This is a genomic window from Enterobacter sp. WCHEn090032 (assembly GCF_003986875.1).
GTDB lineage: Bacteria > Pseudomonadota > Gammaproteobacteria > Enterobacterales > Enterobacteriaceae > Enterobacter > Enterobacter sichuanensis.
This window is the reverse complement of the sequence record NZ_RXRN01000013.1, coordinates 45435-68398: the sequence shown is the minus strand read 5'-3', so window position 1 is coordinate 68398 and position 22964 is coordinate 45435. Positions and strand designations below refer to the sequence as shown.

Annotated in this window: 21 protein-coding genes; 11 read left to right on the top strand and 10 right to left on the bottom strand. The window is 55.8% G+C overall.

All coding sequences use genetic code 11. The features are described 5' to 3' along the window. Window positions 1-127 precede the first annotated feature (127 nt). Both fadD and rnd read left to right on the top strand, forming a co-directional pair. Window positions 128-1813: a long-chain-fatty-acid--CoA ligase FadD gene (fadD, locus tag EKN83_RS13055; protein WP_123072414.1), complete on the top strand. Its 1686-nt coding sequence runs from the start codon at window positions 128-130 to the stop codon at window positions 1811-1813. Between the two features lie 71 nt (window positions 1814-1884). After that, window positions 1885-3012: a ribonuclease D gene (gene rnd, locus EKN83_RS13050; protein WP_088244435.1), complete on the top strand. Its 1128-nt coding sequence runs from the start codon at window positions 1885-1887 to the stop codon at window positions 3010-3012. Window positions 3013-3085: 73 nt separating this feature from the next. Here rnd and minE read toward each other — a convergent pair whose 3' ends face one another. From minE to minC, 3 genes are read right to left on the bottom strand one after another with little or no spacing between them, the layout of a single operon-like run. Continuing rightward, a complete protein-coding gene (minE, locus tag EKN83_RS13045) occupies window positions 3086-3355 on the bottom strand; it encodes a cell division topological specificity factor MinE (RefSeq protein ID WP_008500504.1) in 270 nt (89 codons plus the stop codon). Between the two features lie 3 nt (window positions 3356-3358). Continuing rightward, window positions 3359-4171, bottom strand: a complete 813-nt coding sequence (gene minD / locus EKN83_RS13040; protein WP_013096144.1) for a septum site-determining protein MinD — start codon at window positions 4169-4171, stop codon at window positions 3359-3361. Window positions 4172-4194: 23 nt separating this feature from the next. Next, window positions 4195-4902, bottom strand: a complete 708-nt coding sequence (gene minC / locus EKN83_RS13035; RefSeq protein ID WP_025756879.1) for a septum site-determining protein MinC — start codon at window positions 4900-4902, stop codon at window positions 4195-4197. A gap of 123 nt (window positions 4903-5025) precedes the next feature. On the opposite strand from minC, the gene EKN83_RS13030 reads away from it, so the two are divergent. The 3 genes from EKN83_RS13030 to EKN83_RS13020 all read left to right on the top strand — a co-directional run bounded on the left by EKN83_RS13030 (window position 5026) and on the right by EKN83_RS13020 (window position 6542). Then, window positions 5026-5301 (top strand): YcgL domain-containing protein, encoded by a 276-nt coding sequence (locus EKN83_RS13030; RefSeq protein ID WP_025756878.1) that lies wholly within the window; start codon window positions 5026-5028, stop codon window positions 5299-5301. A 47-nt stretch (window positions 5302-5348) separates the two neighbouring features. Then, the gene (locus tag EKN83_RS13025; protein WP_126801090.1) at window positions 5349-6008 is read left to right on the top strand and encodes a fumarylacetoacetate hydrolase family protein; all 660 of its coding nucleotides are present in this window, start codon (window positions 5349-5351) and stop codon (window positions 6006-6008) included. A 93-nt stretch (window positions 6009-6101) separates the two neighbouring features. Beyond that, entirely contained in the window at window positions 6102-6542 is a 441-nt protein-coding gene (locus tag EKN83_RS13020) for a YcgN family cysteine cluster protein (protein WP_032672443.1), read from the top strand. Between the two features lie 126 nt (window positions 6543-6668). Here EKN83_RS13020 and dsbB read toward each other — a convergent pair whose 3' ends face one another. Together dsbB and nhaB are read right to left on the bottom strand one after the other, a co-directional pair. After that, the gene (dsbB, locus tag EKN83_RS13015) at window positions 6669-7199 is read right to left on the bottom strand and encodes a disulfide bond formation protein DsbB (protein ID WP_045285485.1); all 531 of its coding nucleotides are present in this window, start codon (window positions 7197-7199) and stop codon (window positions 6669-6671) included. Between the two features lie 72 nt (window positions 7200-7271). Next, on the bottom strand, window positions 7272-8810 hold the full coding sequence (gene nhaB / locus EKN83_RS13010; RefSeq protein WP_047958930.1) for a Na(+)/H(+) antiporter NhaB: 1539 nt from the start codon (window positions 8808-8810) through the stop codon (window positions 7272-7274). 201 nt (window positions 8811-9011) lie between these two features. On the opposite strand from nhaB, the gene fadR reads away from it, so the two are divergent. Next, window positions 9012-9731 carry a fatty acid metabolism transcriptional regulator FadR gene (gene fadR, locus EKN83_RS13005; RefSeq protein ID WP_025756873.1) on the top strand — a complete coding sequence of 240 codons (720 nt, stop codon included), beginning with the start codon at window positions 9012-9014 and terminating at the stop codon, window positions 9729-9731. 66 nt (window positions 9732-9797) lie between these two features. On the opposite strand, the gene EKN83_RS13000 is transcribed toward fadR, so the two are convergent. Next, a complete protein-coding gene (locus tag EKN83_RS13000) occupies window positions 9798-11330 on the bottom strand; it encodes a SpoVR family protein (protein WP_025756872.1) in 1533 nt (510 codons plus the stop codon). A gap of 321 nt (window positions 11331-11651) precedes the next feature. Between EKN83_RS13000 and EKN83_RS12995 the strand changes: the two genes are divergently transcribed. Beyond that, window positions 11652-12950, top strand: coding sequence for a D-amino acid dehydrogenase (locus tag EKN83_RS12995; protein ID WP_025756871.1), 1299 nt, complete (start codon window positions 11652-11654; stop codon window positions 12948-12950). Window positions 12951-12959: 9 nt separating this feature from the next. Further along, window positions 12960-14030: a catabolic alanine racemase DadX gene (gene dadX, locus EKN83_RS12990; RefSeq protein WP_025756870.1), complete on the top strand. Its 1071-nt coding sequence runs from the start codon at window positions 12960-12962 to the stop codon at window positions 14028-14030. Between the two features lie 96 nt (window positions 14031-14126). On the opposite strand, the gene EKN83_RS12985 is transcribed toward dadX, so the two are convergent. Beyond that, window positions 14127-15860 (bottom strand): potassium/proton antiporter, encoded by a 1734-nt coding sequence (locus EKN83_RS12985; protein WP_025756869.1) that lies wholly within the window; start codon window positions 15858-15860, stop codon window positions 14127-14129. Window positions 15861-15957: 97 nt separating this feature from the next. After that, a complete protein-coding gene (gene ldcA, locus EKN83_RS12980) occupies window positions 15958-16872 on the bottom strand; it encodes a muramoyltetrapeptide carboxypeptidase (protein WP_126801089.1) in 915 nt (304 codons plus the stop codon). Window positions 16873-16978: 106 nt separating this feature from the next. Here ldcA and emtA point away from each other — a divergent pair, with 106 nt between their 5' ends. Next, the gene (gene emtA / locus EKN83_RS12975) at window positions 16979-17590 is read left to right on the top strand and encodes a membrane-bound lytic murein transglycosylase EmtA (protein ID WP_025756867.1); all 612 of its coding nucleotides are present in this window, start codon (window positions 16979-16981) and stop codon (window positions 17588-17590) included. 38 nt (window positions 17591-17628) lie between these two features. On the opposite strand, the gene EKN83_RS12970 is transcribed toward emtA, so the two are convergent. Further along, window positions 17629-18360 (bottom strand): flagellar brake protein, encoded by a 732-nt coding sequence (locus tag EKN83_RS12970; protein ID WP_025756866.1) that lies wholly within the window; start codon window positions 18358-18360, stop codon window positions 17629-17631. A 206-nt stretch (window positions 18361-18566) separates the two neighbouring features. Between EKN83_RS12970 and EKN83_RS12965 the strand changes: the two genes are divergently transcribed. Both EKN83_RS12965 and EKN83_RS12960 read left to right on the top strand, forming a co-directional pair. Beyond that, the gene (locus EKN83_RS12965; RefSeq protein WP_008502662.1) at window positions 18567-18821 is read left to right on the top strand and encodes a GlsB/YeaQ/YmgE family stress response membrane protein; all 255 of its coding nucleotides are present in this window, start codon (window positions 18567-18569) and stop codon (window positions 18819-18821) included. Window positions 18822-18934: 113 nt separating this feature from the next. Beyond that, window positions 18935-21037: a TonB-dependent siderophore receptor gene (locus tag EKN83_RS12960; protein ID WP_126801088.1), complete on the top strand. Its 2103-nt coding sequence runs from the start codon at window positions 18935-18937 to the stop codon at window positions 21035-21037. Between the two features lie 61 nt (window positions 21038-21098). On the opposite strand, the gene EKN83_RS12955 is transcribed toward EKN83_RS12960, so the two are convergent. Next, window positions 21099-22784, bottom strand: coding sequence for an alpha,alpha-trehalase (locus EKN83_RS12955; protein WP_126801087.1), 1686 nt, complete (start codon window positions 22782-22784; stop codon window positions 21099-21101). Window positions 22785-22964: the final 180 nt, after the last annotated feature.

Below are 22964 nucleotides of genomic sequence, written 5' to 3'. Positions count from 1 at the left end.
AGTGACGCGCTTCGCAACCTTAAATCTGGACAATTAATAAACTGGTACGCTGAGTTAATATAATGTTAACAAACTGTTTATTATCGGGGTTGTGATGACGACGAACACTCAGTTCAGAGGTGATGCATTGAAAAAGGTTTGGCTTAACCGTTATCCCGCAGATGTGCCTGCGGAGATCAATCCTGACCGTTATCAATCCCTGGTGGAATTATTTGAGCACTCGGTAAGGCGCTACGCGGACCAGCCCGCATTTGTGAATATGGGCGAGGTGATGACGTTCCGTAAGCTTGAGGAGCGTAGCCGGGCGTTTGCGGCTTATCTGCAGGAAGGACTGGGGCTGCAAAAAGGGGACCGCGTCGCGCTGATGATGCCAAACCTGCTGCAATACCCGGTGGCGCTGTTTGGTATCCTGCGTGCCGGGATGATTGTCGTCAACGTCAACCCGCTGTATACCCCGCGCGAGCTGGAGCATCAGCTGAACGACAGCGGTGCGGCCGCGATTGTGATTGTCTCCAACTTTGCCCATACGCTGGAAAAAGTGGTCGACAGAACCCAGGTTAAACACGTCATCCTGACGCGCATGGGGGATCAACTCTCCACCGCCAAAGGCACGCTGGTTAACTTTGTCGTTAAATACATCAAACGTCTGGTGCCAAAATACCACCTGCCGGATGCCATCTCTTTCCGCCGTGCCCTGCATGCGGGCTACCGTATGCAGTACGTTAAGCCGGAGTTGGTATCGGAAGACCTGGCTTTCCTGCAATACACCGGCGGTACCACCGGCGTAGCCAAAGGGGCGATGCTGACCCACCGCAACATGCTGGCAAACCTTGAGCAGGTGAATGCCACTTACGGGCCGCTGCTGCATCCTGGCAAAGAGCTGGTCATTACCGCGCTGCCGCTATATCACATTTTCGCACTGACCATGAACTGCCTGCTGTTTATTGAGCTCGGTGGCCAGAACGTCCTGATTACGAACCCGCGCGATATTCCGGGGCTGGTGAAAGAGCTGGCGAAATACCCGTTCACCGCCATGACCGGGGTAAACACCCTGTTTAACGCGCTGCTTAACAACAAAGAGTTCCAGCAGCTGGATTTCTCCACGCTGCACCTCTCTGCGGGCGGCGGCATGCCGGTTCAGCAGGCGGTCGCTGAGCGCTGGGTAAAGCTCACCGGGCAGTATTTGCTTGAGGGCTACGGTCTGACGGAATGTGCGCCGCTGGTCAGCGTGAACCCGCATGATATCGACTATCACAGCGGCAGCATTGGTCTGCCTGTGCCGTCCACGGAGGCCAAACTGGTCGATGATAACGATAATGAAGTCGCGCCGGGTGAACCAGGCGAGCTGTGCGTCAAAGGTCCACAGGTCATGCTGGGGTACTGGCAGCGTCCTGATGCCACCGACGAAATCATCAAAGACGGCTGGCTCCACACCGGCGATATCGCGGTGATGGACGAAGAGGGCTTCCTGCGCATTGTCGATCGCAAGAAAGACATGATTCTGGTCTCCGGCTTCAACGTCTATCCGAATGAGATCGAAGACGTGGTGATGCAGCACAGCGGCGTACTCGAAGTGGCGGCCGTCGGGGTGCCTTCCGGCAGCAGCGGTGAAGCGGTCAAAATATTTGTGGTCAAGAAAGATCCTTCTCTCACCGAGGAGGAGCTGGTCACGTTCTGCCGTCGTCAGCTGACGGGCTACAAGGTGCCGAAACTGGTTGAATTCCGCGATGAGCTACCGAAATCCAACGTCGGAAAGATATTACGACGAGAATTACGTGACGAAGCCCGTGGCAAAGTAGACAATAAGGCCTGAGCTTCACGCTAATCGCCCAGACGCCGGTTAAGCCGGCGTTTTTTATGGGCGCAAACAAAAGAGAACCCGTTTTGAATTACCAGATGATCACGACCAATGACGAGCTGGCTTCGCTGTGCGAAGTGACGCGCGACTTTCCTGCCATTGCCCTGGATACCGAGTTTGTCCGTACCCGGACATACTATCCTCAGCTGGGGTTGATACAGATGTACGACGGTAAACACGTGTCGCTGATTGACCCTCTTGGTATTACTGACTGGACGCCGATGCGCGACCTGCTGCTTGATACCGCCGTGACGAAATACCTGCACGCAGGCAGTGAAGATCTGGAAGTCTTTCTGAACACCTTTGGCATCATGCCCCAGCCGCTGATTGATACGCAGATCCTTGCCGCGTTCAGCAATCGTCCGCTTTCGTGGGGCTTTGCCGCCATGGTGGAGGAGTACACGGGGCTGACGCTGGATAAAAGCGAATCCCGTACTGACTGGCTGGCGCGTCCGCTTACCGAGCGTCAGCTGGAATATGCGGCGGCAGACGTGTTTTACCTGCTGCCGATTGCCGGACAACTGATGAAAGAGGCGGAAGCCTCTGGCTGGCTGCCTGCCGCGCTGGATGAGTGCCGTATGACCCAGCAGCGTCGCCAGGAAGTGGTGGACCCGAAAGAGGCCTGGCGCGATATCAGCAACGCGTGGCAACTGCGTACGCGTCAGCTGGCCTGCCTGCAGCTGTTAGCGGACTGGCGTCTGCGTAAAGCGCGCGAGCGCGATCTGGCGGTTAACTTTGTGGTGCGTGAAGAGCATCTCTGGGCGGTGGCACGCTATATGCCGGGCAGCCTGGGCGAACTGGACAGCATTGGGCTTTCGGGCAGTGAGATCCGTTTCCACGGTAAAACCCTGCTTGCGCTGGTTGCGAAAGCGCAGGAATTGCCTGATGACAAGCTGCCGGAACCGCTGCTGAATCTGATGGATATGCCGGGCTACCGCAAGGCGTTCAAGGACATCAAAGCCCTGGTTCAGGCCGTTGCTACGGAAAGCAAGCTGAGTGCTGAACTGCTCGCATCACGCCGACAGATTAATCAGCTGCTGAACTGGCACTGGAAGCTGAAGCCGCAGAATGGCTTACCGGAAATGATGGCGGGCTGGCGCGGGGAATTGATGGCCGATCGCCTGAATACGCTGCTGGAAGGTTATCCGCGATAAAAAATATGCCGGGTGATAACCCGGCATATTCCCCCGGTGGCGCTGCGCTTACCGGGGCTATGAAATCACAAACCTACGGACGGGACTCTTCCGCTTCCGGGAGCGTCACGTTCAACTCCAGAATCGAAATATCCCCGTCTTTTTGTTCCAGCTGCACCGTCACCATCTCCGGGTCAATCTGCACATACTTACAGATCACTTCCAGGATGTCCTTACGCAGCTGCGGCAGGTAGTGAGGCTCGGCGTCGCTACGACGACGCTCCGCAACGATAATTTGCAGACGTTCTTTTGCGATGTTGGCGGTGTTCTTTTTCCGCGAGAGAAAAAAGTCCAGTAATGCCATAACTTATCCTCCGAACAGGCGTTTGAGGAAACCTTTCTTCTCTTCTTCAATGAAGCGGAAAGGACGTTCTTCTCCCAGCAGACGGTCAACAGTATCAGCATACGCTTTACCTGCATCTGCCGTTGTATCCAGGATCACGGGCTCACCCTGGTTAGAGGCGCGTAACACGGACTGATCTTCCGGGATAACGCCCACCAGTTTAATGCGCAGGATCTCCAGCACGTCTTCCATGCTCAGCATATCACCTTTGTTCACGCGACCAGGGTTATAGCGGGTAAGCAGCAGGTGTTCTTTAATCGGGTCTTCGCCATTTTCCGCACGACGGGATTTAGAGGCGAGGATCCCCAGAATGCGGTCTGAGTCACGCACGGATGACACTTCAGGGTTGGTGGTGATGATCGCTTCATCGGCGAAGTAGAGCGCCATCAGGGCACCGGTTTCGATGCCGGCAGGGGAGTCGCAGACAATGAAGTCGAACTCCATTTTTTTCAGCTCGTCGAGCACCTTTTCCACCCCTTCACGGGTCAGGGCGTCTTTGTCACGCGTCTGAGAAGCCGGGAGAATGTAGAGGTTCTCGGTGCGTTTGTCTTTAATCAGCGCCTGGTTCAGCGTGGCATCGCCCTGAATGACGTTAACGAAGTCATACACGACGCGACGCTCACATCCCATGATGAGGTCGAGGTTACGCAGACCGATATCGAAGTCGATAACGACGGTTTTCTTTCCCTTCTGGGCCAAACCAGTAGCGATGGCCGCGCTGGAGGTGGTCTTGCCAACGCCTCCTTTACCCGAAGTAACAACAATAATGCGTGCCATAGAAATTCCTTGTTAAAAAGGGATCAATTCAACGGTTGAACGGTCAACGCGTCGTCTGCCAGAAGCAGGCGAGCCGCTTTGCCATAAAATTCGGCTGGGATCTTGTCGCTCAGCCAATATTCACCTGCGATGGAGACCAGTTCCGCCGTCAGATGAGTACAAAAAATTTGCGCGTCCCGATCGCCACTTGCCCCGGCGAGCGCACGTCCACGCATCATACCGTAAACGTGAATATTGCCATCTGCAATCAGCTCAGCGCCAGCGCTGACGTGGCTTGTAACAATTAGATCACAGTTTGGCGCATAAATGCGCTGACCGGAACGAACCGGCACATCAATCATTCGCGTTTTTGTGATGGTTGTAACGTTTTGCACCGCAGGAGGGGGCGTTTCGACGGCAACGGGTGCCGCACGCGGGGTTTTTTCTTTGCCTTCATTCAGAAGCGGCAGCCCCGCACGGTCGATTTCCGCTTTCAGCTCGGGATCTTTACAGCCACTGATGCCCACAATACGCAGTCCGGTAGAGGAGACCGCCTGCTGGAGAAGCTTCCAGTTAACCGGCGCCTCAAGACCGCTGACATTGATCACAACAGGGGCATGTTTCAGAAAGGCGGGAGCCTGGGCGATTTTGTCTTCTAACGCCTGACGAATAACCTCGGGTTTTGCATCATGCAAATGTACCACTGATAAGGTGAAGCTACTGCCTTTAAGCTCGATGGGCGTGTTTGACATCCTGGCCTTACTCAATTTGCTATTAACCGCAACCACTCGCTGCGATATTCCGAAGAGTATCAGGCATGTTATAGTCAGGAGTATATTGAGGCAAGCAACCACCCATTAATTCAGAGTAAAAACATGTTTTGTGTGATCTACAGAAGTACAAGCCGTGACCAGACCTATCTTTATGTCGAAAAGAAAGACGATTTTTCACGCGTGCCTGAAGAATTAATGAAGAACTTTGGCCGACCACAGTTGGTGATGCTGCTGCCGCTCGATGGTCGTAAGAAACTGGTGAATGCCGATCTGGATAAAGTGAAAACGGCATTAGCCGAACAAGGCTATTATTTACAGCTTCCACCGCCACCCGAGAATTTATTAAAACAGCATCTTGAGGCGAACGGGAAAAAATAGCCTTAACTGTTTTCGGGCACAACACATCAACCGTTTAGGGGTCGACCATGTATCAACATCATAACTGGCAAGGGGCATTACTGGATTATCCTGTCAGCAAAGTGGTTTGCGTGGGCAGCAACTATGCCAAACATATCCAGGAGATGGGCAGCGCGACGCCAGAAGAGCCGGTCCTGTTCATCAAGCCAGAAACGGCGCTGTGCGATATCCGCCAGCCGCTGGCGCTGCCGCAGGGGCTTGGTTCGGTGCATCACGAGGTTGAACTCGCCGTGCTGATTGGCGCGACGCTGCGACAGGCTTCAGAAGAGCATGTGCAGAAAGCGATTGCCGGATACGGCGTGGCGCTGGATCTGACCCTGCGCGATGTCCAGGGCAAGCTGAAGAAAGCCGGGCAGCCGTGGGAAAAAGCCAAAGGGTTTGATAATTCCTGCCCCATCTCGGCGTTTATTCCGGTGAGCGAATTTACCCACGATCCGCAGAACACAGAGCTCAGCCTGAAGGTTAACGGCGAGATCCGCCAGCAGGGCACCACGGCAGACATGATCCATAAGATTGTGCCGCTGATTGCCTACATGAGCCGCTACTTTACCCTGAAGCCGGGGGATGTGATTCTGACCGGTACCCCTGAAGGCGTGGGCCCGCTGGCGAGCGGTGATGAACTGGAAGTCGGGTTTAACGGCCTGGCGCTGAAAACCCGCGTGCTGTAATCCCACTTTGCCGCCTGAAGAGGGCGGCAAAACTTGCAACAACGTGCCAGACTCGTTATAAGGTGCGCTTTCTTTTGACGTGTGGACATCCCGATGAACGACATCCCTTTCTGGCAAAGCAAAACTCTCGACGACATGACTGACGCGGAATGGGAATCATTGTGCGACGGCTGCGGGCAGTGCTGCCTGCACAAGCTGATGGATGAAGACACGGACGAAATTTACTTCACCAACGTGGCCTGCAAGCAGTTAAACATTAAAACCTGCCAGTGCCGCAACTATGAGCGCCGCTTCGAGTTCGAGCCAGACTGCATCAAGTTAACCCGTGAGAACCTGCCCACCTTTGAATGGCTGCCGCATACCTGTGCGTATCGCCTGCTGGCGGAGGGGAAAGATCTGCCGGCATGGCATCCGCTGCTCACCGGTTCAAAAGCGGCGATGCACGGCGAACGTATCTCAGTACGCCACATTGCAGTGAAAGAGTCCGAGGTGCGTGACTGGGAAGACCACATCATGAATCACCCGACTCGTTGAGAATAAAAAACCCGCCGAAGCGGGTTTTTTATTTGTGTTTGTGCGGCCTGATGCCCTCAGCCCAACTTTCTCCCACGGGAGAGGGCGCAAACACTAAAAACGGCAACCGAGGTTGCCGTTTTGCGTTTACCTTCCAAAAAGATCGCGTTTCTTCGGTTTGAACGGCTGAGCAATCAGTACCAGCAGCGCCACGACGAAGTAGGCGGCAAAAATACCCACCAGCCACTGCGGCATCTCCAGGGTCAGGAATTCCCACTGACGAACGGAGCAGTCACCGGATGCAACGAACACCTGCGGCAGCCATTTATCCAGCGGCAGCCAGCTCGGGAAGCGGGCGGCAAAATCACAGGTCATAAACGGTGACGGATGCAGCTGCATCATGGTGTGCTGCCAGGAGAGTTCAAGCCCTTTCCAGGCGCTGTACAACCAGATCGCAATCGCGGCATAGCGAAGCGGCGATTTCGGCGCAATGGCGCCGACCAGGCCTGCACCCATAATGCCAAACAGCGCGCAGCGTTCGTAAATACAAAGCACGCAAGGCTTGAGCCCCATAACATGCTGGAACCACAGCGCGACCATTTCCAGCGCAAAGGCGGTCAGGGCCATTAACAACCACGCTCCGCGACCGCGGGAGCACTGGTTTAAAAATCTCAACATAATCATTTCCCTGGAACATGCTTAGAAAGCGCATTGTAAACTAATTCATTTATCGCGCCACCGATACCTGTTTTACTGCGCCGCAAGTATACCCGCTTGTATCATCCACTGCGTACAGGGAATGAGGGTAATTTTGACGCAAAGCAATCCCACGAACGTGAGCACCAGCGTATAGGGCAGCGCCATCCATACCATCCTGCCATAAGAAAGCCGTATGAGTGGCGCGAGGGCAGAGGTCAACAGGAACAGGAAAGCGGCCTGGCCATTGGGCGTTGCCACCGACGGCAGGTTGGTGCCGGTATTGATCGCCACGGCCAGTAGCTCAAACTGACCGGCGCTGATGACGCCTTGCTCCATCGCGGCTTTGGCTTCGTTGATGTAGACCGTCCCGACAAAGACGTTATCGGAGATCGACGAGAGCAGGCCATTAAACAGATAAAACAGCGAGAGCTGCGCGTCCGGTGCGGCCTGTAAAACAAAGGCGATAATCGGCGCGAACAGGTGCTGGTCGATAATCACCGCCACGACGGCGAAGAATACCGCCAGCAGGGCGGTAAACGGCAAGGCTTCGGTAAAGGCTTTACCGATGGCATGTTCATCCGTCACGCCGGTAAAGGTGGTGGCGAGAATAATGACCGACAGGCCAATCAGCCCCACTTCGGCAAGATGGAGCGCCAGCGCCGCAATCAGCCAGACGCCGATAATCCCCTGGGCAATCAGACGCAGCGTCTCCTGGCGCGTCCGCTGGCTTCGGCTCTGCAGATCGAATTTATGCAGCTCCTGGCGCACCGGCTCTGGCAGTTGCGCCCCATAACCAAAGAGACGAAATTTCTCCACCAGCAGACAGGTCGCCAGACCGCAGAAAAGCACCGGTACGCTCACCGGTGCCATTCTCAGGAAGAAATCGCCGAAGTGCCAGCCCGCCGCTTTGGCAATGATCAGGTTTTGCGGCTCACCCACCATCGTCATTACGCCCCCGAGGGCGGTACCGACGCCGGCATGCATCATCAGGCTGCGCAGGAAGGCGCGAAACTGTTCCAGGACTTCACGGTTATGCGCTTCGACGTGGCTGTCATCCTGCAGATCCTCGCCCGGACGAGAGGAGGCGACACGGTGGTAGATACCGTAGAATCCAACCGCGACGCTTATCACCACCGCGACCACCGTCAGTGCATCCAGGAAGGCTGACAGGAAGGCAGCCGCGAGGCAAAACGCCAGCGAGAGGAACATTTTCGACGGAATGCTGAGCAGCAGACGCGTGAAAATAAACAGCAGCAGCTGTTTCATAAAGTAGATGCCCGCCACCATAAACATCAGCAGCAGAAGCACTTCAAGATTTGACGCCAGCTCCGCTTTGACGTGCTCCGCGCGGGTCATGCCGATCACCACGGCTTCAAACGCCAGCAAGCCGCCGGGCAACAGAGGATAACATTTCAGCGCCATCGCCAGGGTGAAGATAAATTCCGCCACCAGCAGCCACCCGGCAACGAACGGGTTCACATAAAAGAGGAGAGGGTTAACAACCAGGAACACCAGAAGTATCAGTTTGTACCAGTCAGGAGACTGGCCTAAAAAATTGCGCCACAGTGCGCGACCAAAAGAAATTTCCACGACAGACGTCCTTCCCCGTCAAGTAAGACAAAACATCAGTATACGCAAAAATCACGGCCCGGACGCGGATCAGACCGCATTGTAAATTTCACAAAAATGAAACGGTGATCCCTCTTTTCTCTCGTTGCCGCGCTACCTGCCACTGCATGCCTCTGGTATGATGAGTCCAATTTGCTAAAGCTGTGTAATGGAAATCTCACTATGGTCATTAAGGCGCAGAGCCCGGCGGGTTTCGCGGAAGAGTACATCATTGAAAGCATCTGGAATAATCGTTTCCCTGCGGGGTCCATTCTTCCTGCTGAACGCGAACTCTCTGAACTGATTGGCGTCACTCGCACCACGCTGCGTGAAGTGCTCCAGCGGCTGGCGCGCGATGGCTGGTTGACGATCCAGCACGGTAAGCCAACAAAAGTAAACAACTTCTGGGAAACCTCCGGGCTGAATATTCTTGAAACGCTGGCGCGCCTCGATCATGAAAGCGTGCCGCAACTCATTGATAATCTGCTCTCCGTTCGCACCAACATCGCGACGATCTTTATTCGCACGGCTTTTCGTCAGCACCCGGACGATGCCCTTGCGGTGCTGGCCAGCGCGAACGAGGTGGAAGATCACGCCGACGCGTTTGCCACCCTCGATTACAACGTGTTTCGCGGTCTGGCGTTCGCCTCCGGCAACCCGGTATACGGTCTTATCCTCAATGGTATGAAAGGGCTCTATACCCGCATCGGCCGCCACTACTTTGCCAACCCTGAGGCGCGTAGCCTGGCGCTGGGTTTCTACCATAAACTGAGCAAGCTCTGTTCCGAAGGCCTGCACGATCAGGTTTATGAAACAGTGCGTCGCTACGGCCACGATTCCGGTGAAATCTGGCACCGGATGCAGAAAACCCTGCCGGGTGATTTAGCGATTCAGAGCCGCTGAAATAAAAAACCTCTCGTATGAGAGGTTTTTTTTCGTCGGGTGGCGCTTCGCTTACCGGCAAAAAAACTACAGCGTATTCAACCGCGCCGGGCAGCGCTCCAGCAGCTCGACGCTCCCGTCTTCATTCTGCTGCTCCAGCAGCACGTCAAAGCCCCACAGACGATGCACATGCTTCAGCACCTCTTTGCGTCCTTTATCCAGCGGCGCGCGATTGTGCGGAATATAGCGCAGCGTCAGGGAACGGTCACCGCGCAAATCTACATTCCATACCTGAATATTCGGTTCAAGGTTGCTCAGGTTGTACTGGGAAGAGAGGCGAGAGCGGATCTCCCGGTAACCCTCTTCGTTGTGGATCGCTGAAATCTCCAGGTAGTTGTTACGGTCATCATCCAGCACGGTGAAGAAGCGGAAATCACGCATGATCTTCGGCGACATAAACTGGCTGATAAAGCTCTCATCCTTAAAGTCACGCATCGCAAAATGCAGCGTTTCCAGCCAGTCAGAGCCGGCGATATCCGGGAACCAGTACTTGTCTTCTTCGGTTGGCGACTGACAAATACGTTTAATGTCCTGGAACATGGCAAAACCAAGCGCATACGGGTTGATACCGCTATACCACGGGCTGTTGTAGGGCGGCTGGAACACCACATTAGTGTGGCTGTGGAGGAATTCCATCATAAACCGCTCGGTGACTTTTCCCTCGTCGTAAAGATGGTTGAGAATGGTGTAGTGCCAGAATGTCGCCCAGCCTTCGTTCATCACCTGGGTCTGCTTTTGCGGGTAGAAATACTGGCTCACCTTGCGCACGATGCGCAGGATCTCACGCTGCCACGACTCCAGCAGCGGGGCGTTCTTCTCCATAAAATAGAGCAGGTTTTCCTGCGGTTCAGACGGATAACGACGCGCTTCGGCGACCGCTTTCTCCTCCTCACGCTTCGGCAGGGTACGCCACAGCATATTCACCTGGCTTTGCAGATACTCTTCGCGGCTTTTCTGCCGGGCTTTCTCCTCCTGCAGGGAGATTTTCTGTGGGCGTTTGTAGCGGTCAACGCCGTAGTTCATCAGCGCGTGACAGGAGTCGAGCAGTTTTTCCACTTCGTCCACGCCGTAGCGCTCTTCGCAGTCGGTAATGTATTTACGCGCGAAGATGAGGTAATCGACGATGGAGCTGGCGTCCGTCCAGCTGCGGAACAGGTAGTTGTTTTTGAAAAAAGAGTTATGCCCGTAGCAGGCGTGCGCCATCACCAGCGCCTGCATGGTAATGGTGTTCTCTTCCATTAAATAGGCGATACACGGATTGGAGTTTATAACAATCTCATACGCCAGCCCCTGCTGGCCATGCTTATACAGCCGCTCCGTTTCAATGAATTTTTTACCGAACGACCAGTGCGGATAGTTAATTGGCATCCCGACGCTGGAGTAGGCGTCCATCATCTGTTCGGACGTAATGACTTCAATCTGATGAGGATAGGTATCCAGGCGATACAGCTTCGCGACCCGGTCGATTTCGGCGAGGTAGACATCCAGCAGCTCGAAGGTCCAGTCGGGTCCATCGCTCAGACGTGTGTTGTCCTTGTTCAGGGAATCAATAGTAGCCATTAGCGCGCCCTCGTTGTGGGTGCTCTCTCTGTCTGGAGAGCCTCCTTTCAAGCATAGATCAACGTGTTAAAAAGCGTGCTGGGGCAGAAATTTTTTCTTTGCGATTTCGCGTTTTTGATACGGCAAAAAAACGGTATCTCTCAGCATATTATGCTGGCTAAAAATAACGCGCAGCAGGAGATCCCAAATTAGCCCTATCCCCTGATGCTGGGGGATGTGTGAGGCAAGTCACCATAAAAAAGTCGTATGTTGAATAATATTTTCAACTAGGTTATCAATCTGTAATTAGAAGATTGTTCTTTTGCACATAATGGAGTGGCTATGCGTGTTGTCATACTGGGAAGTGGTGTCGTTGGGGTAACCAGCGCCTGGTATTTAAGTCAGGCGGGACATGACGTCACCGTTATCGATCGTGAGCCAGGCCCTGCGCTGGAAACCAGCGCGGCGAACGCCGGGCAAATCTCCCCGGGCTATGCGGCGCCGTGGGCGGCTCCGGGTGTTCCGCTGAAAGCGATTAAATGGATGTTCCAGCGCCATGCGCCGCTGGCCATCAGCCTTGACGGCACGCAGTTCCAGCTCAAGTGGATGTGGCAGATGCTGCGCAACTGCGACACCCGCCACTATATGGAGAACAAAGGGCGCATGGTGCGCCTGGCGGAATACAGCCGCGACTGCCTGAAAGCGCTGCGCGCCTCAACCGGGATCGAGTATGAAGGTCGTCAGGGCGGGACGCTGCAGCTGTTCCGCACGGCGCAACAGTACGAAAATGCGACCCGTGACATCGCCGTGCTGGAAGATGCCGGCGTACCGTATCAGCTGCTGGAAGCCAGCCAGCTAGGTCAGGTTGAACCGGCCCTGGCGGAAGTGGCGCATAAACTGACGGGCGGTCTGCGTCTGCCGAATGACGAAACCGGTGACTGCCAGCTCTTTACGCAGCGTCTGGCGCAAATGTGCGAGCAGGCGGGTGTGAAATTCCGCTTCAACACCTCTGTCGACAAACTGCTGTCGGAAGGGGAAAAAATTTATGGTGTGAAATGTGGTGAAGAGGTGATCAAAGCCGATGCCTACGTCATGGCGTTTGGCTCGTACTCCACCGCGATGCTGAAAGGCATTCTCGATATTCCGGTTTATCCGCTGAAGGGCTACTCGCTGACCATTCCGGTGAAAGAGGAGAGCGGGGCGCCGGTCTCGACCATACTGGATGAGACCTACAAAATTGCCATTACCCGCTTTGATAACCGCATCCGCGTAGGCGGCATGGCGGAGATTGTCGGCTTTAACACCGAACTGCTGCAGCCGCGCCGTGAGACGCTGGAGATGGTGGTGGGCGACCTCTTCCCGCGCGGCGGTTTTGTCGAACAGGCAACCTTCTGGACCGGTCTGCGTCCAATGACGCCAGACGGCACGCCGATTGTCGGGCGCACGCCGTACAAAAACCTGTGGACCAATACCGGACACGGTACGCTTGGCTGGACGATGGCCTGCGGCTCGGGCCAGCTGCTGAGCGATCTGATCTCCGGGCGCACGCCGGCCATTCCGTTTGACGATTTAAGTGCAGCACGCTATCAGTCGGGGTTTACGCCTTCGCGTCCACAGCACCTGCACGGCGCGCATAACTAAGGAGCTGTCATGTCCCGTCCTGTTCTCGCTCAGCTGAACCTGCAGGCCCTGAAGGATAACCTGCAGATTGTTCGCCGGGCAGCACCTGGCGCCCGCGTGTGGTCGGTGGTGAAAGCCAATGCCTACGGCCACGGCATTGACCGTATCTGGAGCGCGCTGAGCGCCACCGACGGCTTCGCGTTACTGAATCTGGAAGAGGCCATTCTGCTGCGCGAGCGCGGCTGGAAAGGGCCCATTCTGCTGCTGGAGGGGTTCTTCCATGCCGACGACCTGCCGCTGCTGGATAAGTACCGGCTCACCACCAGCGTTCACAGCAACTGGCAGATCAAGGCGATTCAGGATGCGAAGCTCCATGCGCCGCTGGATATTTATCTCAAGGTGAACAGCGGCATGAACCGCCTGGGCTTCCAGCCTGAGCGGGTACATACCGTCTGGCAGCAGCTGCGCGCCCTGAAGAACGTGGGTGAAATGACGCTGATGGCCCATTTTGCCGATGCGGAAAAACCGGACGGCATTGCTGATGCCATGGTCCGTATTGAGCAGGCGGCAGAGGGGCTGGACTGCCCGCGCTCGCTGTCTAACTCCGCGGCGACGCTGTGGCATCCTGAGGCGCATTACAACTGGGTGCGTCCGGGGATCGTACTGTACGGTGCGTCACCCTCAGGCCAGTGGCAGGATATTGCCAACAGCGGCCTGAAGCCGGTGATGACGTTGCGCAGTGAAATCATTGGCGTGCAGACGCTTAAGGCCGGCGACACGGTGGGCTACGGCAGCCGCTACCGGGCGACGGGTGAGCAGCGGATTGGTATTGTGGCAGGCGGCTATGCTGACGGCTATCCGCGCATCGCCCCGACCGGGACGCCGGTATGGGTGGATGGCGTTCGTACGGGAACGGTGGGCACCGTATCGATGGATATGCTGGCCGTTGACCTGACGCCATGTCCGCAGGCGGGCATCGGCTCACCGGTTGAACTGTGGGGTAACGAAATCAAAATTGATGACGTGGCCGCCGCGGCGGGGACGGTAGGGTATGAACTGATGTGCGCGCTGGCACCGAGAGTGCCTGTTGTGACGGTGTAACTTTTATGTGTGTCGGGTGGCGGCTGCGCCTTACCCGACCTACAAAACCCCTGAACGTAGGCCGGGTAAGCGTTAGCGCCACCCGGCAAAAAACCGCTACTCCACGTCCTCTTCCCTCGGCCTTAAGCCGACTTTCCGTACCGCGTTATCTTCTTTTTCGGCAACCGTCCAGATCATCCCGGCAAACTCCACCTGGTCACCCACTACCGGGGCCGCGCCAAGTCGCTGCTGGATGATTTCGCCCAGCGTTTGCTGGTTATCACCGTCTTCAGCCCCCTCATCCAGACCGTAAATCAGGGCCACATCCGCGAATTTGGCGCTGGCTTCCAGAATAAAATCGCCGAAGAAACGCTGGTCCAGCGCCACCGGCGGCGACTGGCTGAACAGCTTGCCCAGCGCGGGCAGGTCGCGCTCGCGGCCTATCACGCACAGAATGTCCCCTTCGCGCAGACGGGTGCTGCCGGTCGGGTGCAGCAGGACATTATCGCGGAACAGGGCGGCAATCCGCGTGTCGGCGGGCATGTGCAAATCGCGCAGCGAGGCCCCTACGCACCATTTGTCGGCGCTGAGCTGATAGACAAACTGTTCCCACGGGTTTTCCGGGTGGATGTCCAGCCCGACGCGGGACACCGGCCAGCCCACAGGCGGTACCACCACTTTGGCTTTTTTCGCCGCCCACCCGAGGGACGTTCCCTGGAAGAGCAGCGAAATCAGCACCACGAAGAACGCCACGTTAAAGAACAGCCGGGCGTTATCCAGACCGGCCATCATCGGGAAGACGGCAAGGATAATCGGCACCGCGCCGCGCAGGCCCACCCAGCTGATAAAGACGCGCTCGCGCAGGTTGAAGCCGCGAAACGGCAGCAGCCCCGCAAACACCGACAGCGGACGGGCGAAGAAGATCATCCACGCCGACAGCAGCAGCGCCGGAATGGCGATGGGAAGCAGGTCCGAGGGTGTCACCAGAAGCCCAAGCACCAGGAACATGCCGATCTGCGCCAGCCAGGCCAGGCCGTCGAAGTTCTGCAAAATGGCATGACGGTTGCGGATAGGGCGGTTGCCCATCAGGAACCCGCACAGATAGACGGCGAGAATGCCGCTACCGTCCAGCGCTGTGGTGACGGCGAAAATAAGAATGCCGCCGCTCAGCGCCAGCAGCGGGTAGAGTCCCAGCGGCAGCGATATGCGGTTGATGGTTTGCTGTAACAGATACCCTCCCGCCAGGCCGATGAGTATCCCCAGGCCGAACTGCTGCAGGATATGCCATGCAAACATCCAGCTCAGCCCGCTTTCGTGCTGCTGAATCATCTCGATGAGCGTGATGGTGAGAAACACCGCCATCGGATCGTTACTGCCGGATTCAATCTCAAGCGTGGAGCCCACGCGTTCGTTAAGCCCTTTACCACCGAGCAGGGAGAACACGGCTGCCGCATCGGTTGAGCCGACGATAGCGCCAATCAACAGTCCTTCCATGATATTGAGATGGAAAAGCCAGGCGGCCATCATCCCGGTGAGGCCTGAGGTTATCAACACGCCGACGGTTGCCAGCGACAGTGCAGGTCCTAAGGCCACGCGGAAGGAGCTCGCCTGGGTGCGCATCCCGCCGTCAAGCAGGATCACGGCCAGCGCGAGGTTACTCACCATATAGGCGAAAGGGTAGTTATCGAAAGGAATACCGCCGATGCCATCAATGCCAGCCAGCATGCCGATGGCAAGGAAAATAACAAGAATAGGTATGCCGAGACGCGATGAAAATGAACTTAATAAAATACTGCTGGTTACAAGGACCGAACCCAGAATGAAAAGACTGATTATCGCTGCGGCATCCAATGTTCTCTTACTCCCACCTCAATGTTAACGCTGTTACTAAAACCCTAACATATTAACCACGGCAACAGCGTTTTATTAAGCGGGTTTGACGGCTTTTTTATGCCTTTATGACAGGATGGCCGCTGAGGGTGAGCCGGCTGCCCGAATCATTATGAATCAGGGAGGCGTGCGCCCCCAGCGGCAGGGTGACGGTTTGCTGCTCATGACCGAAATCCAGACCGGTAATGACCGGAATATCCAGCCGCGAGCGAACAAAGTCGATCATGGTCTCAAGGGTGTAACCCGCGTCATAATCATTAGGCGCAGAGCCGCTAAAGCTGCCCAGAATAATGGCGGACTGGCGCTCAAGAATACCAGCATGATAAAGCTGCAACAGCATACGCTCGACGCGGAACGGATGTTCGTTGATATCTTCCAGCACCAGAATGCCATCCTCGATGTGCGGCAGCCACGGCGTGCCAATGAGCGAGACCAGCATCGCCAGATTGCCGCCCCAGAGCTGGCCTTCACACTCCCAGTGCGGCCCATTGCCTTGCCACTCCACGCTGTAGGTCGGATTGCACAGCGCGCGCCAGAAATGGTCCATGGTAAACGCATCCAGCTCCGGCGCACCGACGTTACCGGCCAGCATCGGGCCGCTGAAGGTAATGACGTTATGCAGGGCCAGCAGCCCAAGCTGGATGACGGTGAAATCGCTGTGGCCGCAGATCAGCAGCGGATCCTGCTGCTGACGCTGCGCCAGGCCCTGCCAGTCAATACTCTCCAGCAGACGGCTCGCGCCATATCCGCCGCGTACCGCCAGAACGATCTGGTTTGCACCCTTCAGGTTCACCAGGTTGTTGATATCATTCAGCCTCTGCGCCTCCGTGCCGGCAAAACGCTGCTGGCGGCGGGGGATAATCGTCTGATTTTCTACCTGATGGCCGGACGCCAGCAAACGCTGAACGCCCCGCTGCGCCGCGTCCTGGTTAATGCAGTAGCCGGATGGCGCGATGAGATGAAACTGAGACATGGCAATTCCTTGCTGAATGAGAAACTAATTGTCTATATCATGCCGCTTATACGCTGCCTGCTTCAAGGGCGGCGCACCGCGATGACCGGCTATAAGGATAGATGACGTGAAATTAAGATGGTTTGCTTTTTTGATTGTGTTGCTCGCTGGCTGTAGTTCAAAGCATGATTATCAAAATCCGCCGTGGAACCCGGAAGTGCCGGTGAAGCGGGCGATGCAGTGGATGCCAATCAGTGAACAAGCCGGGAAGGCCTGGGGCGTCAGCCCGCGTCTGATCACGGCGATTATTGCGGTGGAGTCCGGCGGTAACCCCACGCTTGTCAGCAAGTCCAACGCGGTAGGGCTGATGCAGCTTAAAGCGTCAACGGCGGGGAGAGAAGTGTACCGCTATATGGGCTGGAGCGGCCAGCCGTCAACCAGCGAGCTGAAGAACCCGGAGCGCAACATTTCAATGGGCACAGCCTATCTGAGCATTATGGAACATGGCGTGCTGAAGGGCATTGAGGATCCGGATGTGATGCAGTACGCGCTGGTGGTCTCTTACGTCAACGGTGCCGGCGCGTTGCTCAGAACCTTCTCATCAGACCGCAAAGAGGCGATAGAAGAGATTAACGGCATGGACAAAGACGAATTCTTTGAGCATGTGGTGAAAAATCACCCGGCACCACAGGCGCCTCGTTATATCTGGAAAGTACAGAAAGCGATGGATGCCATGTAATGCCGCAGACGGGCGGCGGTCACGCTGCCCGATTTTCCTTACAGAATTTTATTGGCGCGCTCCCGCGCCTCTCGCTCCAGCGAGTAGATAATGCGCTGCAGCTCACGCTCTGCACCGGGGCCGACGTTGAGGAAACGGAAACTAAGACGCGGAGTGGTGATGGTTTCATTTTTGCTGTCCACAACGGTGCGATCGCTGATAGCAATCAACTGCGCGTCGAAATAAAAGCGGCCCCAGCCACCCATATCCAGTTCGATTTGTGTAAACCGCATGCCTTCTACCAGTCCGTCAGGTTTCGGCGTATCCATCAGTGCGCCCATACCGCCGAGCGACAGATCGAAGAGACGGAAGCGGATCTCTTTTTTGTCCGGCATTTTGGCCTTACAAAAATAGGCGGGATGAAGCGGGGCGTTGATGCGGAAATATTCACGACGCTGAACAAACCAGAGATTGGAGGGAAGCGGGGTCACAAAGGCCGGAAGTCCCTGGTATTCGCGCAGTTCCAGTCGCGACAGGACAAACTCCACTTTAGCGCCCTGGGTTTCGGCCATCACCGCGAGATTCTCCGCTTTCAGCGCCGCACGGTTTTCATACTCCTGACTGCCTAAATCAATCACCAGCCGCTCCTGCGAGGCGTCCAGGATCTTGCTGATGAACTGATTATTCGACCAGCTGATGCGCAGCGGCACTTCGCCTTTTTGCAGGTCGCGTAATACCCCTAATACAGCCAGCGGATTTTGCTTGAGGAACTGCTCACTGTAATGACTCACGCCGGATGGCTCCTTGATAAATGACAGACTGTCTTAGCGTTATCGGCACGCTGCAATGAAACTTAATACAAACCGGTGAGTTTTTTTTCGGCTTACGCAAAGATAAGTCGGTGAGATGAAAATGGTTTTCTGGCGATGACCTATACTTAAGTTAGCTGCGCAGAAGGTTTTCTGCGCATGCGTTAAACCTGCAAGAGGGCATCGCTATGGGTATCATCGCCTGGATTATCTTCGGTCTTATTGCTGGCGCTATCGCGAAATTGATCATGCCGGGAAACGACGGCGGCGGCTTTATTTTGACCTGCGTACTCGGGGTCGTTGGTGCGGTTGTGGGCGGCTGGCTGGCGACGATGTTTGGCTTTGGCGGCAACATAAGTGGTTTTGACCTGCACAGTTTTCTGGTCGCTGTTGTGGGCGCCATTGTGGTGCTGGGCATATTCAGGTTACTGCGACGAGCATAAATTAACGGAAACGGCTCTCTGCGGAGGGCCGTTTTTTTTGCCTGAATATTGATTTGCTAATCTAAATGATAATAATTGTCGTTCCGAATTACATCCAACCACAAGACGACATTATGCATACCTCACGTTTTACGCTATGCGCCCTGGCAGGCGCTATCACGCTGGCATTACAGGTTCAGGCGTTCGCCGAAGAATCAACCCTCGTCGTCACGGGCTCAGAGCAGGGCAGCGCGCTCCCAACCTGGACAAACAGTGCCACGAAATCGGCCGTGGCAGAAAGTAAAACGCCGCAGGTCATCACGACCCTCTCTGCCCCGGAAATTGAAAAGCGTCACGCGAATTCGGTGAATGAAATTCTGCGCTATGCGCCGGGCGTCTCGACGGAGGTGCGGGGGAATACCTCCTATTTGAGCGAATATAAAATTCGTGGCTTTACCGTCGACCAGGAGTTCTACAATGGGCTGCAGTTGCCCTACAACGTGACCGGCAATACCCAGGCCCGTATCGATCCGCTGTTGATTGACAGCGTGGATATTTTGAAAGGCCCTTCATCGGTGCTCTACGGCGGCGCCTCGCCGGGCGGGCTGGTGAATATTCAAAGTAAAAAGCCGCAGCGGGAAGCCCGAACCGAGTTCGGCTTCAACACCGGCAACCGCAATCTGAAAGAGGGTTATCTTGACTCAACCGGGCAGATTGCCGGCAGCGACTGGAACTACCGACTGCTCGGCAAAGCGACGGAAAATGACGATCAGCCGCACACCACCCGCTATGAAAATTATCTCGTTGCCCCGTCTGTCACCTGGCAGCCCGACAGCAAAACCCGCCTCACCGTGGATGCGCTGGCGCAGAACAGCCCAGGTCTGACCCCATCGAACCCGCTACCGCTCTCTTACCTGCGCTCGAAATACGCGGGCAAGCGCGATTACGCCGGCGATGAGTGGAGCGGGTTTAAGCAGCGGCAGTGGATGCTGGGCTACAGCTTTGAACACGCGTTTGACAGCGGCTGGGGCTTTAACCAGAAGGCACGCTATTTCGACGTCGACACGCATCAGCGCAGCGTCTATGCAACGGGCACGGGAAGCGAGGTCTATCAGCTCAACCGCTTTGCCTATACCACGGATGAAGATCTGCAGAGCTTCAATATCGATAACCAGGTCACCAAAACCGTGGCGCTGGGCGACTGGGAACATCATCTGCTGGCCGGGTTTGACTATCAGAAGCTGAACTCCCACTTCCACTACCGGTATGCGACGGCCACGCCGGGTATCGATATGCGCGATCCTGACTATTCGCAGATCCATGAAAACGCGCTAGGGCTTTATACCGCCCAGAAAAACCGTCTGAGTTATCAGCAGAACGGCTATTACCTGCAGGATCAGGTCGCGTTTGGCGGCTTAAATCTTTTGGCCAGCCTGCGCTACGATGATTATCGCTCCGTTACCACCAATTACCTGCAGAACGGCGACAAGGCATGGGTATCCCAGGATCGCGTCACTAAACGTCTCGGCGCGCTTTACGCTTTCGATAACGGGATTTCACCGTTTATCAGCTATTCCGAAGGTTTTGCGCCGGTGTCGCCAAAGGGAACGCTCACGGCGAAAGAGGTGAAACCGACCACCAGCAAACAGGTGGAAGGTGGGGTGAAATACCTGCTGGCCGATTATGCCACCACCCTGACGGCGTCGGTGTTTAACATCCGTCAGAAAAATGTCGTCACCTCCGATCCGGGGTTCCTGAATTACAGCCAGACCGGTGAGGTGGAATCCAAAGGGGCAGAGCTCTCGGTCGTCAGCCGTCCGACGGATAATCTGACGCTGATTGCCAACTATGCTTACACCCACGCAATCAATACCGAAGATGATAAGTACCAGGGCAAACGCCCGACGCAGGTGCCGGAGAATGCTTTTAACCTCTGGGGAGATTACACCTTTGAAAACACGCCGCTGAAAGGGCTGATGCTGGGTGCGGGGGCGCGTTACACTGGCTCCATGGAGATTTCACCAGCTAACGATGCGGGTAAACTGGGCGGGACCACGCAGTACGATCTGTCGGCCTCTTACCGGATGGGCGAAATCCTGCCGTCGCTTGCGGGGCTAACGCTTAAAGTCAGCGCGCAGAACATCACCAACAAAGAGACGCTTACCTGTTACGACGCAACAAACTGCTGGATTGGGCGTGACCGGACGTATCAGTTAGGGGCGAGTTACAGTTTCTGAGCACAGCCCTTTGAGGGCAAAATGTAGGCCGGGCGGCGTAGCCGCCACCCGGCAATACACGTTACTGCGCCGTAGCTTTTGCTGGCGCAACTTCGTCATTCGCTGCAGGCCGGTTCTCCGGCACGCTGTCGCACGGTTTCTCTTTCGGGCATACCAGGTCCAGCATCTTCAGCGTCACGCCGTTGCTCCAGCCGAAGCCATCCTGAAGCGGATACTCTCCACCGCCGCCGCCAGTACCGGTTGTCGACACGTCATACTTCTCGACCAGTTTCTTTTCGCGGTCGTACGTATGCTGAACGTTCTTCAGGAAGCGCCAGGTCACGTCCATCGCGACCTTATCTTGTCCGTAATTCTGTAATCCTTCCGTGGCCACCCACTGTAGCGGAGCCCAGCCGTTTGGTGCATCCCATTGCTGGCCGCTGTTGACGGTGGTGGTCGCAATCCCACCCGGTTGTAGCAGGTGCGATGAGGTTGCCGCTGCGACTTTATCGGCACGATCCTGCGCCGCGGCCTTCACGTAAAGCGGGAACAGGGCCGCGGCGGTGAGCTGATTACGTACCTTTTTGCTCTTCAGATCGTAATCAGCGTACCAGCCCTCTTTATCATTCCACAGGTGGCTCTCGATGGCTTTCTGACGTGCCGTTGCCAGCGCTTCATATTTGCTCGCGCTGGCGGCATCGCCACTCTCCTGGCTTGCCCGGGCCAGCAGTTTTTCCATTTTGAACATCAGGGCGTTCAGATCCACGGGCACGATGCTGGTGGTCCGGATAGTGGCGAGCTTTTGCGGGTCATCCATCCAGCGGGAGCTAAAGTCCCAGCCCGAGGCCGCAGCGGAACGCAAATCACGGTAGATCTCGGTCGCAGGACGGTTCGGGTTACTTTTGGCGGTATTCACATCATCAAGCCAGGATTCCGGGCGCGGCGTATCGCGGTCATCCCAGTAGCGATTGAGGATAGCGCCATCATCCAGCTTCACCACGCGTTTGTTGGCTTGCCCGGGTTGCAGGGCGTCGACGCCATCCATCCACCAGGCATACTCTTTTTCCATCTGCGGACGATATTTCTTCAGCGCATCGCTGTCGTGGGTCGCCAGCAGTTCAACCATCAGCGAGAAGAACGGCGGCTGGGAGCGGCTCAGGTAATAGCTGCGGTTGCCGTTGGGAATATGCCCGAAGGTGTCAATTTCATACGCAAAGTTGTCCACCATATCGCTGATTTTGTCCCAGTGGTCGCTCTCCGCCAGGCCCAGCATGGTGAAATAGCTGTCCCAGTAGTAGACCTCACGGAAACGTCCGCCAGGCACAACGTACGGCTTCGGTAACGGCAGAAGGGAATCCCATTTATTGCTGGCTTTGTCGGTGGTGCGCGTCAGCACCGGCCAGAGATCGTCAATGTGCTCACGTAAACTTTGTCCTGCGGGCGGAACATATTTTTCTCCTTCACCCGGCAGCGTAAAGTTCACCTCGACAAAATGGCGTAAGTCAAACCCGGACTGACGACGTTGCATACGGTAGTCGGCAAGGATTGTCAGGGGATCGCTGTTTGGCACCGCGTCGGCAAAGGTTTTTTGATCGGGGAAGAGTTTGGCGCTCTGAACGTCACTGAAGAGGGGCCCGAGCAGAATATCCGGTGAATTCGTCTGGCCTGCGTTCATCTCTTCCGCGTAGCCAGAAGCGGCCACCGCGAGCAGCGCACTGCCCAGAACCACAGGTAAGAGGCGAGGGCGCAGCTTTTGTGGGATTATCATTGGTGCTTCTCCTTATTTCACTGAGCAGCAGTTACGCTGTCATCAATCACCAGAAAACCTTAGTCGAATATGCCGCGCTTCGCGTGCCGAACATCGCATTTTGCACAAATCCAGACTATTTACCGGTGCGTTTCATGCCCGGTATGACGCGCTGGAATATTGATTTTGTGAATATCTAAC